Here is a 13,487-nt window from a genome sequence, read left to right as displayed (position 1 = left end):
TGAAATGAAAAGTAAAACGATTCGCCGCTGGTCCGCTGTTCATACCTGGACCAGCCTGATTTGTACGGTGTTCCTGTTACTGCTGGCACTGACCGGCCTGCCGTTGATCTTTCACCACGAGATCGACCACTTGCTGGGCGATGCGCCTGAAGTGAAGGAAATGCCGGCGGACACCCCGCACCTGAATTTGCAGCAGCTGGTGGAGACCGCCGAGAAGCATCGCCCCGGTGAAGTCATGCAGTATTTCGGCTTCGAGGACGATGAGCCCAACGCGGTGCTGACCATCATGGCCGCGACGGCGGGCACCGAGCCGAACTCGTCCCACACCTTCATGCTCGACGCCCGTACCGGCGAAGCGCTGGAGACGCCATCGGCCAACGGCGGTTTCATGATGGTCATGCTGCGCCTGCACGTGGACATGTTCGCCGGGCTGCCTGGCAAGTTGTTGCTGGCGTTCATGGGGATTCTGTTCGTGATAGCGATTGTCTCCGGTACGGTGCTGTACCTGCCGTTCATGCGCCGCTTGAAATTCGCCACCGTGCGCCAGGACAAATCCACCCGCCTGCGCTGGCTTGACCTGCATAACCTGATCGGCGTCGTGACCCTGACCTGGGCGCTGGTGGTCGGCGTGACGGGCGTCGTCAGTGCCTGCGCGGACCTGCTGATTGCCGCATGGCGCAACGACACGCTGACCGCGATGATCGCGCCCTATCGGGATGCACCACCGCTGACACAACTGGCGCCCGCCAACCGTTTGCTCGATATCGCCAGGGAAGCCGCACCGGGCATGCAACCGGACTTCATCGCCTTCCCCGGCACGCGCTTTTCCAGTGAGCATCATTACGCAGTGTTCATGAAGGGCAGCACGCACCTGACCTCGCACCTGCTGACGCCGGTACTGATCGATGCCAGCACCCTGCAAGTCACCGCGGTGGTCGAACGCCCGTGGTACATGGACGTCATGGGCATGTCACAACCGCTGCACTTCGGTGACTACGGCGGCATGCCGATGCAGATACTCTGGGCGACCCTCGATGTGCTGACCATCATCGTGCTCGGCAGCGGGGTCTACCTGTGGGTGGTTCGGCGCAAGGTCGCCAGGCCGGTGCTGGAAAAAGCGGAGAGCGTGGCATGAAACCCCGGCAGTCGAACTTCTGGAAAGTGTTTGCCATTCCGACCGTCATCGCGGTGCTCAGCGCGGCAGGGTTGTTTGCCGCGTTGCTCGGGGATGGTGTTTGGGATTCGTTGAGCTGGGTGGGTTTGGGTATCCCTGCTGTGCTAGCCCTGCGTGGCCTCCTGCAACGCCGCTGATCCCTGTGGGAGCGAGCTTGCTCGCGATGGGGCCATGTCAGTCGCCATTGTCGTATCTGACACACCGCCATCGCGAGCAAGCTCGCTCCCACAGGTTCTGCGAAAACCTAAAACCCTGACAGTCATACGACAACACTTCCCCCATCCGTCGCCTCCCCCTGCAAATCCTCTGACATATCTGTTGACAGTTTTACCCTTGCGCTCCTATAAAGACGCACGTTGTACGACAACCTACAACAGATGCAGCACCAAAAATAAATCCAAAAAAATGATGGTGAAGTGATGAAAGTCAAAGGCATCCGCTGGTGGATGGTCGGTCTGGTGACGGCCGGCCTGATGGTCAACTACCTGGCTCGCAATACCCTGTCAGTGGCCGCTCCGACCCTGATGAGCGAAATGAACATCTCCACCGAGCAGTACTCGCACATCGTCGTCGCATGGCAGGTGTGCTATGCGCTGATGCAACCGGTGGCGGGCTACATCATCGATGCCATCGGCACCAAAATGGGCTTCGCGATTTTCGCCTTCGCCTGGTCGATTGCCTGCGCACTGGCGGCCCTGGCGACCGGCTGGCAGGGCCTGGCCTTTGTCCGCGGCCTGCTTGGCCTGACCGAAGCGGCGGGGTTACCGGCGGCGGTCAAGACTTCCACTGAATGGTTCCCGGCCAAAGAACGCTCGGTGGCCATTGGCTGGTTCAACATTGGCTCGTCGATTGGTGCCGTGCTGGCGCCGCCGCTGGTGGTCTGGGCGATCCTGCACAGCGGCTGGGAACTGGCGTTCCTGATCGTGGGCGGCCTGGGCGTGGCCTGGACCTTCCTGTGGATGGTTCTCTACAAGCACCCACGGGACCAGAAGCGCCTGAGCGACGAAGAGCGCGACTACATCCTCAGCGGTCAGGAAGCACACTTCAAAGACCCGGCGACGAAAAAAGGCAGCTGGAAAAAGATCATCGGCAACCGCAACTTCTACGCCATCGCCAGCGCGCGCATGCTCTCCGAGCCAGCCTGGCAGACCTTCAACGCATGGATTCCGCTGTACCTGATGACCGAGCGGCACATGAACATCAAAGAGATCGCAATGCTCGCCTGGCTGCCGTTCCTCGCCGCCGACCTCGGCTGCGTGCTCGGCGGTTACCTGAGCCCGTTCTTCCACAAGTACTGCAACGTGTCGTTGTTCACCTCGCGCAAAATGGTCCTGCTGTTCGGCGCCTCGTGCATGATCGGCCCTGCGTGCATTGGCCTGGTGGCCAGCCCGTACACAGCCATCGCGTTGTTGTGCATCGGCGGCTTCGCGCACCAGACCCTGTCCGGTGCGCTGTATGCGATCACCTCCGACTCCTTCGGCAAAAACGAAGTGGCCACCGCCACCGGCATGGGCGGCATGTTCGGCTACCTGGGCGCAGCTGCGTTCACCCTGGTGTTTGGCGTGATGGTGACCAGGATCGGCTACAGCCCGCTGTTCGTGGTACTGGCGATTTTCGACATCGTTGCCGCGTTCATCGTCTGGACCGTTGCCCGTGAGATCAAGCCGAAAATAGTTTCGGGGCCTGCCGCTGATCAAACGCTGCAACCTGCGAGCTAAAACACAAAACCTGTAGGAGCGAGCCTGCTCGCTCCTACAAAGGTGTTTGCCATCTTGAGCTATCCCCCCAACACGCTATGCTGCCCGACACTGCCACCGATCGAGACACAGCCATGTCCGCCCCGAGCATGACCCTGTACCACAACCCGCTCTCTCCCTTCGTTCGCAAAGTCATGGTGCTGCTCCACGAAACCGGCCAGCAGAACCGCGTGGCGTTGCAATCCAGCGTACTCACACCGGTCAACCCGGACCTGACCCTGATCGAAGACAACCCCCTGAGCAAAATCCCGGCCCTGCGCCTGGCCGACGGCAACATCATCCACGACAGCCGGGTCATCCTCGACTACCTCGACCACCAGCACGTCGGCAACCCGCTGATCCCCCGTGAAGGTTCAGCCCGTTGGCGTCGTCTTACCCTCGCCTCACTGGCCGACGGGGTCATGGACGCGGCCGTGCTGGTGCGCTACGAAACCGCCCTGCGCGCCCCGGAAAAACACTGGGACGAATGGCTCGACGGCCAGCGCGACAAAATCCGTCGCGCCCTGGCATTGCTGGAAAAGGACGCGATTGCCGAGCTGACCTGCCACTTCGACGTGGCCGCGATCAGCGTGGCCTGTGCACTGGGTTACCTGGACCTGCGCCATCCGGATCTGGACTGGCGCACAGTGAATCCTCAACTTGCAGCGTGGTATTTCGAGGTGAGCCAGCGGCCTTCGATGATTGCGACGATACCGAAGGTTTAGATCTTCGCTGACTGCGTCGCCCCCTTCGCGAGCAGGCTCGCTCCCACCTTTGACTGCGGTCCCATGTGGGAGCGAGCCTGCTCGCGAAAATACCAACGCGGTTCATCCGGCAACCACTGCAAAATCCGCGTCGCCAGCACCTCGCTCCAGCGCTGGTCCTCGCGCAGCCCCACCGACCGGCTCATTGCACCGCTCCAATATCGAAGTCCAATGGTTTTGGCGTTTTTTGCCCAACCCCATACCAGTCCAGCTTGCGGGTCAGCACCATGAACACACCCAACAAACCAAACAGCAGCAACGAGCCCATCAATAGCGCGTAGTCCTCTGCACTCAACAACCCGTAGAGCAGTCCATACAACGCCGCCAATCCCGCGGAAAAGCTCAGCCCGTGTCGCACGCTGCGCAACACGTGGCAAACGTAGAACCCGATCAACAACACACAACCGCTGGCTGACAACAGGTACGCCAGGGCAAAGCCGATGTGCTCGGACAACGACAGCAACAACAGGTAGAAGAATGCCAGCGCCACACCTACCAGTGCATATTGCACCGGGTGTACCGCAAGGCTTTTCAGCACTTCGAACAGGAAGAACCCGGCGAAAGTCAGGACGATGAACAACAACGCATATTTGATCGCCCGATCGCTTTTCAGGTACTGGTCCACCGGGTCGATGAAGCTCACGCCGAAGCTGCGGCCGCTAAAGGCTGTGCAGTCACCGCCGGTGACGCAACTGTTCAAGGCCTCCTGCAAATTGGTAGAGAAGAATGACGCCTGCCAGTTGGCGGAGAATCCCTGATCGGTGACTTTACGCTGGGCCGGCAGATAGTTGCCGATGAAGCTTGGGTGAGGCCAGTCGGCGCTCAGCGAGACTGTGCTGGTTTTACCCACCGGTAAAACCTGTAACACACCCGTGCCTTGCAGGCGCAGGTCAAAACCGAAATCCAGCTCCGTGGCCTTCTCTGTGTTGAGCGTCGGTAGCGCCACATGCACGCCCTCCCCCAGCCATCCGACCTGACTTCCGGGAATGAAGTCCAGACTCTGGCCGTCGAGTTCGAGTTTCAAGGCATTTTCGATACCACGGATGTCGCTGATGCCAATGGCGAGAAACGGCTGGTCGAACCGGTAATCGGCAAAGTCTTCCTTGATACCGAGCTGCGCCGGCAGCGAAAAATGCCCACTGATGCGATTGTCGGCATGAAACAGCCGCGCCTGGTAAATCCCCCGGGAGCGCAACTCAGTCTGCACCTGGCCGTCGAGTTCGAAGCGTTCCGGCAGGAAATACAGTCGACCGCGCTCTTCGCCGATCTCCTGATAACGCTCGTTGGTTTTTTCACGGGTCTTCCAGGTACGCACCACCTTGCGATACGGCACCACCATCAGCGGCCCGCTCAATTGCTGGCTGTAACTGGAACTGCGGGCAATGTCTTCGAGCACACCGTCACGCAGTTGCTGGCGGTCCTGAATCACGCCGTTGATCATCAGCAGTGGAACCAGCAACAACAGAATCAGCAGGGCAATTGCCCCGAGTTTTAGGGTCAGGCTACGGTTCATGGGACTCTCCCTGTTTTGGATGGGGAAAGTCTGGGTTGGCTGTGTGAGGAATGAATGGAGGGAGTGTGGAGACTTTGTGGAGACTGGACCCGGCCCTATGGCAGGTGCACTGTCACTTGCACACCGCCATCGACATTGCCGATGCTCAGGGTGCCGCCATGCAGCTTGACCACCTCCTCGACAAAATTGAGCCCGAGCCCGGTACTTTTGCGCCCACTGTCGGGACGCGGCAACGAGTAGAAACGCTCGCTCAAACGCGGCAGCGCGTAGTCGGGAATAGGCTCTGCCTGATTGAAAAGCTTGAACTCGACCTGCTCGCCTGCCCGTTCGGCGGTAAATCGCAGCACGCCTTCAACAGGGGTGAAATCCAGCGCGTTGTCCAGCAGATTGCCCAACGCCTGACGCAGCAGAAATGGCTCGCCGATTAGCACCAGGTCCGATGGAATCGTTTGCTCTACGCGCAACTGTTTACCTTCGATCTGCGCAGATTGCGCGTTCAGCAGGCCATCCACCAATGCCGCCAATGGCACCGCCACCCGCTCCTCCAACCCTTGGCGCTGCTCGACCTGTGCCAGGTTCAAAAGCCGCTCGATCAACTGCTGCATGCGCGCACTTTCGCTGTCGATGTTGCCGACGAACCGTTGCCGCTGTCCCGGAGGCATCTCGCCCTGCAACAGCTCCGCCGCACCACGAATCGCCGCCAGCGGACTCTTCAGCTCATGGGTCAATGTGTGCACGTAACGCTCGACGTAGGCCTTGCCTTCAAGCTGCGTGCGCATCTGCTCCACCGCCGTGGCCAACTGCTCGAGTTCACCGCCGCGATAATGCGGCACTTCAACCCGCCGGCCTTTACTGACGCCTTGGGCGTAGGCCGTCAATCTTCGCAGGGCACGGCTCAGCCACCAGGACAACAATGCGCCGAACAGCAGACCGAGGCCGATCAGCCCGGCTCCATACGCCAGCAACCGGCGTTCGGTGCGATCCACATAAGGCTGCAACGAGCTGTTGGGCTTGGCCACGGTGACCACGCCGATGATCTGGCCGTTGTCGCGAATCGGCGCGCCGACGTGCATCACCGAAGACCCCGGATCGTTCGGGTCATTGCGCGTGGAGCGAGCGCCGTATTCGCCGCGCAGGGTCAGGTAGACGTCATTCCAGCGCGAGTAATCCTGCCCCACCGCCACCCCGCTGGAGTCCAGCACGACGATACCTTTGGCATCTGTGACGTAGATGCGGTGATTGACCTGATTCTTTGGCAAACCCCAGATTTTCGCTCCGGGCTGTCGTTCACCATAGGCCTTGAGCAGTTCCGGCCAGCGGTTCTGATTGAGGCTGCCGGCCTTGAAATCGTCGCGCAGGATCTCGGCCATCAGGTTGGCATTATCGACCAGGGTTTCTTCGGTGGACTGGCGAACGCCGGGGCGGATCTCTTGCATGACCGTGTTGAGCACAAAGTAGCCAGTCAAGCCGATGAACAGTGCATAGACCAGGAAAATCCGGATTCCCAACGGCATCAGCTTTGTCCCGGGTTGTAGCTATAGCCGAGGCCGCGGTGGGTCTGGATCGGCTCGGCGTCAGCCTTCACCAGTCGCAACTTGGCGCGCACGCTCTTGATGTGGCTGTCGATGCTGCGCTCGTAACCGGCGTCGGCGGCCACGCCCAGGGCATCGAGCAACTGTTCGCGACTGAAGACGCGCCCGGGCTGCTCCAGCAGGCATTGCAACAGACGGAATTCATGGCGGGTCAGAGTCAGCGGTTGACCGCGATAACTGATTTGCACACGCTCGCTATCGATGCGAAACAGCGGCGTCGACGGTTCGCTCACTGTGCGGGGCGCCATGCGCTTGAGAATCGCCCGGACCCGCGCCGCTACTTCCCGAGGGCTGAACGGTTTGACCACATAATCGTCGGCGCCGATTTCCAGGCCCACGACGCGATCGATCTCGCCATCCCGGGCACTGAGAAACATCACCGGCACTTCGCTGAAGCGCCGCAGTTGCTTGCAGGTTTCGAAGCCGCTGATGTCCGGCAGGCCGATATCGAGAATGATCAGATCCGCCGGAGTCTGGCGCTGGTGCTCCAGCGCCGCCGCGCCGAGGCTAAGCCATGTAGTGGTGAAGCCCTCGCCTTGCAGGGCGAAAACCAGGGTGTCGGCAATGGCCGCTTCGTCTTCGACAATCAGGATATGAGGCATGGCGTCCGAGCCCGCTGGTTGAGTGGGCGAACGGTGACTCAAGGGGGGATCGGCGTCAATCCGGCTGAACTGATTGGCGGTCAGGTCTGTAGTACCTAGCAGTTCTGATAGTAGGCAATGGCTGAAAAAACTCCGATGCTCAAGGTTGAGCGATCCGGATCTTGAATGGAGTTCAACCCATGTCCAACACATCACGTGACACCGAACTGTGTCGCTATCACTACGATCCATTGGATCGCCAAAATGGCTGCACAGTACTTCAGCAACCTGCTATTCAGCACTTTCATTGCAAAAATCGACTGGCCACCGAGATTCAGGGTGCCGTTCGGTCAAGCATCCTTCAGCATGACGGCCAACCACTGGCTGAGCTAAAACAACTCGATACCAAAGCGACCACCACACTGCTGGCAACCGACCAACAACTCTCGGTGCTCAACGCTCTCGATGCCACTCAGCCCAACCCCCTCACCTATTCACCCTACGGTCATCGCCCGGCGGAAAACGGATTGCTCAGCCTGCTCGGCTTCAACGGCGAACGGCCGGACCCGGTGACCGGGCATTATCATTTGGGCAATGGTTATCGCCAGTTCAATCCGGTGTTGATGCGGTTTAACAGCCCGGATAGTTGGAGTCCGTTTGGGGTGGGTGGGGTTAATGCTTATGCGTACTGTGGAGGAGAACCAGTAAATCGCAATGATCCAACGGGGCACACCTGGCGTCCGCTTAAAATTTTTCTAAGAAAAATCGGTGTGATGAAAAAAACATCCAAACCCGAAACCGTTGTACAAATTGGTGCATGGCAACAAGTTCCGGGCAACCCAGATCGCGTACAACTCCCCTCCAAAATCCCCTCAAAACAAAAGCAGACAAAACTGACGAAAAAGGAGGAGAAACAGTTCCAAAAGGAGCTCAACCAAGCATATGTCGACGGTAATAACATGGACCGGAAGCTTCGTTTGAACAATGCAAACAGTAGAAGCGGTAATTCAGCAACCTCACCTAACAGCGCGCCGAACAGCGGCACCATCACTTCAAGTCATTCTGCTCTTTCAGACTCAGTTGAACACATGCCAACACAAGAGTTTACTCAATTTCGGAAGACTGTAAGCGCATGGCAAAATGTCGGCACCGAAAGGAACAACATTTTAAGAACCGTAGACAGTGAAACAACAATCAGAGAGCTGAATTTCTTTAGTGCGCAACCCATTAGTAATAGGGGTATACGTCGGGGGGAGCCGGGGTATTTTTCAAGCTGAACCAAACACGGATCATATCTAGCTTGGCACCTTCCGGCGAAGGTGCCCCGTTCATATAATCAACAATCCGGCTTATCCGCCGTAAAACGCCGAGCTGGATTCACCGCAGCCCCAAATTCACGCAGCGCCTTGGCCCCAATCAGCAATGGGTAGTTAAAGCTGCTGCGATCCGTCAAATTGACCTCGACCGTGCGCTTGACGTTACCCAGGCACAGTTCCAGATCGACCACCGGACGCTTGGTGGGTGCGATCACTTCGCTGTCATCCTCGTCCTCTTCGGAACGGGTCTTGATCTTGCTTACCCGTGCGACCTTGTGTTCATAGACCTGATTGCCCGCATCCTTGGTGGCTAGGCGGAAACGCACCCAGTCTTCGCCGTCACGCTTGAAGGTTTCGATGTCCTTGGCCGACAGCGACGCGGTCAGGGCGCCGGTGTCCATTTTCGCCTTGAGGACCTTTCCGCCGATTTCCGGCAGGGCGATGTATTCGTAACGACCATAGAGGGTCGGCTCGGCGGCCATGACCGGCAGGGCGATGAGGGAGAGCACTGCAAGGAGGGATTTCACGTAATGGGTTTCCATGAGAGTGAACAGTCGGATTTTAGACCGTCGTGCGCTTGAACGTTCCCACAAGCCTACCGACCCAAAAGTGAAACATTCGTCAGCACCGATTTGGCCTGTCGCCCGAAGCTGCTTATCATGGCGCGCCCAACCGCTTCCACGAGTGACTTATGCGCCGCCTGCTCACCGGCTGTTTCGTGACCCTGCTGCTTGTGCTCAACACCCTGGTCCTGATCGGGCCGTTGATGGTGTTTGCCCTGCTCAAGCTGGTCCTGCCCGGCCGTTTTCGCGATTACGCCTCCTGGTCGGTGATGTGGATCGCCGAAACCTGGTCGGAGATCGACAAGCTGATCTTCCGCCTGTGTATCCCCACCCAATGGGACATCCGTGGCGGTGACGATCTGCGTCGCGACACTTCATATCTGGTGATCAGCAACCATCAATCCTGGGTCGACATCCCGGCGCTGATCCAGACGCTGAACCGGCGCACGCCGTTCTTCAAATTCTTCCTCAAGAAAGAACTGATCTGGGTACCCTTCCTGGGCCTGGCGTGGTGGGCGCTGGATTACCCGTTCATGAAGCGCTACAGCAAGGCGTTCCTGGCCAAGTACCCGGAACTGGCCGGCAAGGATCTGGAAATCACCAGACAGGCTTGCGAACTGTTCAAGCGCCAACCGGTAACAGTGGTCAATTATCTGGAAGGCACCCGCTTCACGGCGGCCAAAAGTGCCCAGCAGCAGTCACCGTTCAATCACCTGCTCAAGCCCAAGGCCGGCGGGGTGGCCTTTGTGCTGGCGGCGATGGGTGAGCAGCTGGACGCGATTCTCGAAGTGACGGTGGTTTACCCGCAGCAGAAGATTCCGGGGTTCTGGGACTTGATCAGCGGCAATGTGCCGAGGGTCATCATCGATATCCAGACCCGCGAACTCGACCCGGCGCTGTGGCAGGGCGATTACGAAAACGATCCTGTATTTCGCGAGAAGGTCCAGAACTGGGTCAACCAGCTCTGGATCGAGAAGGACCGGCGCATCGACGCCTTGCGCGCCGGATGCCGCTGAATCAGCTACCGGCGCCAGCGCCCCAGATGCTGCCCAGACTGCTCAGCAGCGTACCGCCGACGCCCTGCTGACCGAAGTATTGCAGGAGCACCGGGGCAAACTGGCCAATCATGCCGCTGTCCATGCCCAAGGCGCTGAAGGCATTGTTCAGGTCGTTGGTGTCCTTGACGTTGCCCAGGGCGTTATCCAGCCCTGCCGCTTTGCCGCTGGAGCCAAGCAGACCGGCCAGTGCGCCCAACTCACCGCCGCCCGAGAGCATGTCGATGCCCGGCACGCTTTTGGCCAGTTGCGAGTAGTCGGTCGAACTCAACTGGTTCTTCGCCAGCCCCAGCATCGCCCCGGCACCGCCAATGGCTTGCTCTGGGGTGATGTCCAGTTCACTGAGAGTGCTCAACAGATCGGCTGTCTGCGGCGTCGGTGCGGCGGTCGCAGCTGCGTCACCGCCCTTCATGCCGGCAATGGCATTGGCCGCATCGCCCAGGCTGAACTGTGCAAAGGCCGGGCTGGCGGACAGGGTCAGGAGTGATGCCAATGCAAAACCGCGTGAAATCTTCATTCAGACATCCTCTTGTTTCATGAAAAACGCCCGGCTTACGGGCGCAAAGCTGCCGATTTGACCGAGCAAACGCCGGCATGTTCCTCAGGCTTCCACCCATTTCCCATCCGCTCGTCACAAAGCAGCCCTGAAGCCTGCAGCACTATCAGTTCTGCTAGTAGGCGGCTCTGTTCGAATGCGCCACAGTAAAACCCTGAATCGACAAACTCATTCAGGAACCCCGGCCATGCTCCCCAATCGAGAAACGCTGCTCTGCCGCTACCACTACGACCCGCTGGATCGTCTGGTTGATTGCACTCCCTCTACGCAGGCCCCCACCCGACGCTTTTACCTGAAAGATCGTCTGGCCACCGAGATTCAAGACGCTGTGCAGCGTTCGATCATGCAGCATGAGGATCAACTGCTGGCTCAGCAGCAGCGTCAGAGTGGGGCCATGGAAGCGCACTTGCTTGCCACTGATCAACAGCGTTCGGTGTTGAATGTACTTGATGTCGCTCGGCCACACTCCATGGCCTACACGCCTTATGGCCATCGCCCGGTGGAGAACGGTTTGCTCAGCTTGCTCGGCTTCAACGGCGAAAGACCGGATCCAGTGACGGGGTGTTATTTGTTGGGGAATGGTTATCGGGCGTTTAACCCGGTGTTGATGCGGTTTAACAGCCCGGATAGTTGGAGCCCGTTTGGGGAGGGCGGGTTGAATGCGTATGCGTATTGTATGGGCGACCCGACAAACCGAGCGGAGGTAGATGGACATTGGTCGGTGAAGGGCGCTTTCAAGTCCATTTTCAGAAGTATTGGACTCAGATCATCGAGTCGGGCGGCGAAACCAGTCATTCAAAACGGACCTATTGAAAACGTCAGAGTATTGTCCGATGGAGTAGTCCGCTTCGATACTGTTTACGAAGGTAAAAAACAACTGAACATAGAAGCCCACGGAATCAAAGCAACAATCCTCAACAAATCAAGCATTGCAAGCAATAGAAACCCCTTAGATCCAAAACAGCTTTTCGAACAACTAAAGCACTCAGAAGTAAACATTACAGACTATGGAAACATCCACCTCATCGCATGTCATGCTGGGAGCAATGGAGGAAGTTCATTTGCAGGACGCCTCGCAAAAATCACTGAAACACCAGTAGACGCTTACCGTGGACAAGTCCGTATATCCAGGAGTCGAAGTCCATTACGTGAACATGAGTCTCGTAAATCAACTAACGAAGTGGCAACTTCATTGGACATGGTATTCAAGGGTAAAAATTTTGCTAGAAATCTTTCGGATATAGGAACTGCCATTCGATACACCCCATAGGCCAATCAAAACTGAATGTAATAGGGCGACTCAACGCCGCCCTATTATTTTCAATGTGATTACGCCGCACTAAACATCTTATGCGGATCAATCACAAACTTCTTCGGCACACCCGCATCGAACTCGCCATAACCCTGCGGCGCCTGATCCAGGCTGATCACCTGCACCCCCACCACTTCGGCGATGTTGATGCGGTCCCACATGATCGCTTGCATGAGCGCGCGGTTGTACTTCATCACCGGGGTCTGGCCGGTGTGGAAGCTGTGGGATTTGGCCCAGCCCAGGCCGAAGCGGATGCTCAGGCTGCCCATTTTCGCGGCAGCGTCGACGGCGCCCGGGTCTTCGGTCACGTAGAGGCCGGGGATACCGATCTTGCCGGCCACGCGCACCACGCCCATCAGCGAGTTGAGCACGGTGGCCGGGGCTTCGTGTTTCACGCCGTCATGGCCATGGCCACGGGCCTCGAAGCCTACAGCGTCGATGGCGCAATCCACTTCCGGTTCGCCCAGCAGTGCGGCGATCTGTTCGTGCAGCGGGGTATCGAGTGACAGGTCGGCGATCTCGAAGCCCTGGGCCTTGGCATGGGCCAGGCGCACGGTGTTGACGTCACCAACGATCACCACCGCCGCGCCCAGCAGGCGAGCGGATGCGGCCGCCGCCAGGCCGACCGGACCGGCACCGGCGATGTACACAGTGCTGCCCGGGCCGACGCCAGCGGTCACGGCACCGTGATAGCCGGTCGGCAGGATGTCGGAGAGGCAGGTCAGGTCGCGGATTTTTTCCATCGCACGGTCGCGATCCGGCAGTTTCAGCAGGTTGAAGTCGGCGTACGGCACCATGGCGTATTCGGCCTGGCCGCCGGTCCAGTCGCCCATGTCGACGTAACCATAAGCACCGCCCGGACGCGCAGGGTTGACGCTCAGGCACACGCCGGTATGCATTTCCTTGCAGGAACGGCAGCGCCCGCAAGCCACGTTGAACGGTACGGATACCAGGTCGCCGATTTGCAGGTTCTCGACGTCGCTGCCCTTCTCGATCACTTCACCGGTGATCTCATGGCCCAGCACCAGGCCGGTTTGCGCTGTGGTACGCCCGCGCACCATGTGCTGGTCGGAACCACAGATGTTGGTGGACACCACACGCAGGATGACAGCGTGGTTAATCTTCCTGCCGCGCGGGTCCTGCATTTTCGGATAGTCAATACTTTGCACTTCGACCTTGCCAGCGCCGAGATACACCACACCACGATTACCAGACATGCTTTCACCTCGCTGTTGTTTTTATGGAACCGCGTTGCCCAGGCAGGCAGCGCGTTAAGTGCTTGGGTACAGATGCTGTTTCTTGTGTTGCCTGTAAGGGCCTCTTCG

14 protein-coding genes are annotated in these 13,487 nt (G+C 58.6%); 7 read left to right on the top strand and 7 right to left on the bottom strand.

Translation table 11 applies throughout. The annotated features are described in order from the left end of the window. Nucleotides 1-4: 4 nt before the first annotated feature. The 4 genes from ASD95_RS02785 to ASD95_RS02770 all read left to right on the top strand — a co-directional run bounded on the left by ASD95_RS02785 (nt 5) and on the right by ASD95_RS02770 (nt 3,635). The gene (locus ASD95_RS02785; protein WP_056726682.1) at nt 5-1,135 is read left to right on the top strand and encodes a PepSY-associated TM helix domain-containing protein; all 1,131 of its coding nucleotides are present in this window, start codon (nt 5-7) and stop codon (nt 1,133-1,135) included. Then, on the top strand, nt 1,132-1,311 hold the full coding sequence (locus tag ASD95_RS02780) for a hypothetical protein (protein WP_056726593.1): 180 nt from the start codon (nt 1,132-1,134) through the stop codon (nt 1,309-1,311). Before ASD95_RS02785 ends, ASD95_RS02780 begins: the two co-directional genes overlap by 4 nt. A 282-nt stretch (nt 1,312-1,593) precedes the next feature. After that, nucleotides 1,594-2,892 carry an MFS transporter gene (locus ASD95_RS02775; RefSeq protein WP_056726592.1) on the top strand — a complete coding sequence of 433 codons (1,299 nt, stop codon included), beginning with the start codon at nt 1,594-1,596 and terminating at the stop codon, nt 2,890-2,892. A gap of 113 nt (nt 2,893-3,005) precedes the next feature. Further along, on the top strand, nt 3,006-3,635 hold the full coding sequence (locus ASD95_RS02770) for a glutathione S-transferase family protein (protein WP_056726591.1): 630 nt from the start codon (nt 3,006-3,008) through the stop codon (nt 3,633-3,635). Here the strand turns inward: ASD95_RS02770 and ASD95_RS02765 are convergent. From ASD95_RS02765 to creB, 4 genes are all read right to left on the bottom strand, one after another. Continuing rightward, a complete protein-coding gene (locus ASD95_RS02765) occupies nt 3,632-3,820 on the bottom strand; it encodes a hypothetical protein (RefSeq protein ID WP_056726590.1) in 189 nt (62 codons plus the stop codon). The two genes, ASD95_RS02770 and ASD95_RS02765, sit on opposite strands and share 4 nt — an antisense overlap. Then, on the bottom strand, nt 3,817-5,187 hold the full coding sequence (gene creD / locus ASD95_RS02760) for a cell envelope integrity protein CreD (RefSeq protein WP_056726589.1): 1,371 nt from the start codon (nt 5,185-5,187) through the stop codon (nt 3,817-3,819). Before creD ends, ASD95_RS02765 begins: the two co-directional genes overlap by 4 nt. A gap of 95 nt (nt 5,188-5,282) precedes the next feature. Continuing rightward, the gene (gene creC, locus ASD95_RS02755; RefSeq protein ID WP_056726588.1) at nt 5,283-6,701 is read right to left on the bottom strand and encodes a two-component system sensor histidine kinase CreC; all 1,419 of its coding nucleotides are present in this window, start codon (nt 6,699-6,701) and stop codon (nt 5,283-5,285) included. Then, nucleotides 6,701-7,381 carry a two-component system response regulator CreB gene (gene creB / locus ASD95_RS02750; RefSeq protein ID WP_056726587.1) on the bottom strand — a complete coding sequence of 227 codons (681 nt, stop codon included), beginning with the start codon at nt 7,379-7,381 and terminating at the stop codon, nt 6,701-6,703. The genes creC and creB overlap by 1 nt, the downstream gene beginning before the upstream one ends. Before the next feature lie 179 nt (nt 7,382-7,560). Here creB and ASD95_RS28255 point away from each other — a divergent pair, with 179 nt between their 5' ends. Further along, nucleotides 7,561-8,637, top strand: a complete 1,077-nt coding sequence (locus ASD95_RS28255) for an RHS repeat-associated core domain-containing protein (protein WP_082563000.1) — start codon at nt 7,561-7,563, stop codon at nt 8,635-8,637. A gap of 59 nt (nt 8,638-8,696) precedes the next feature. On the opposite strand, the gene rloA2 is transcribed toward ASD95_RS28255, so the two are convergent. Next, complete coding sequence (gene rloA2 / locus ASD95_RS02745) at nt 8,697-9,203, bottom strand: retropepsin-like aspartic peptidase RloA2 (RefSeq protein ID WP_056726681.1); 507 nt, start codon at nt 9,201-9,203, stop codon at nt 8,697-8,699. Between the two features lie 164 nt (nt 9,204-9,367). On the opposite strand from rloA2, the gene ASD95_RS02740 reads away from it, so the two are divergent. Continuing rightward, nucleotides 9,368-10,255, top strand: coding sequence for an acyltransferase (locus ASD95_RS02740; RefSeq protein ID WP_056726586.1), 888 nt, complete (start codon nt 9,368-9,370; stop codon nt 10,253-10,255). A 1-nt stretch (nt 10,256) separates the two neighbouring features. On the opposite strand, the gene ASD95_RS02735 is transcribed toward ASD95_RS02740, so the two are convergent. After that, complete coding sequence (locus ASD95_RS02735) at nt 10,257-10,811, bottom strand: DUF2780 domain-containing protein (protein WP_056726585.1); 555 nt, start codon at nt 10,809-10,811, stop codon at nt 10,257-10,259. A 226-nt stretch (nt 10,812-11,037) separates the two neighbouring features. Between ASD95_RS02735 and ASD95_RS29530 the strand changes: the two genes are divergently transcribed. Beyond that, nucleotides 11,038-12,120: an RHS repeat-associated core domain-containing protein gene (locus tag ASD95_RS29530; RefSeq protein WP_082562999.1), complete on the top strand. Its 1,083-nt coding sequence runs from the start codon at nt 11,038-11,040 to the stop codon at nt 12,118-12,120. Between the two features lie 59 nt (nt 12,121-12,179). Here ASD95_RS29530 and fdhA read toward each other — a convergent pair whose 3' ends face one another. Continuing rightward, a complete protein-coding gene (gene fdhA / locus ASD95_RS02725; RefSeq protein ID WP_056726583.1) occupies nt 12,180-13,379 on the bottom strand; it encodes a formaldehyde dehydrogenase, glutathione-independent in 1,200 nt (399 codons plus the stop codon). Nucleotides 13,380-13,487: the final 108 nt, after the last annotated feature.

This window comes from Pseudomonas sp. Root71, from assembly GCF_001429045.1.
GTDB lineage: Bacteria > Pseudomonadota > Gammaproteobacteria > Pseudomonadales > Pseudomonadaceae > Aquipseudomonas > Aquipseudomonas monachiensis.
This window is presented reverse-complemented; position numbering and strand designations above follow the sequence as displayed.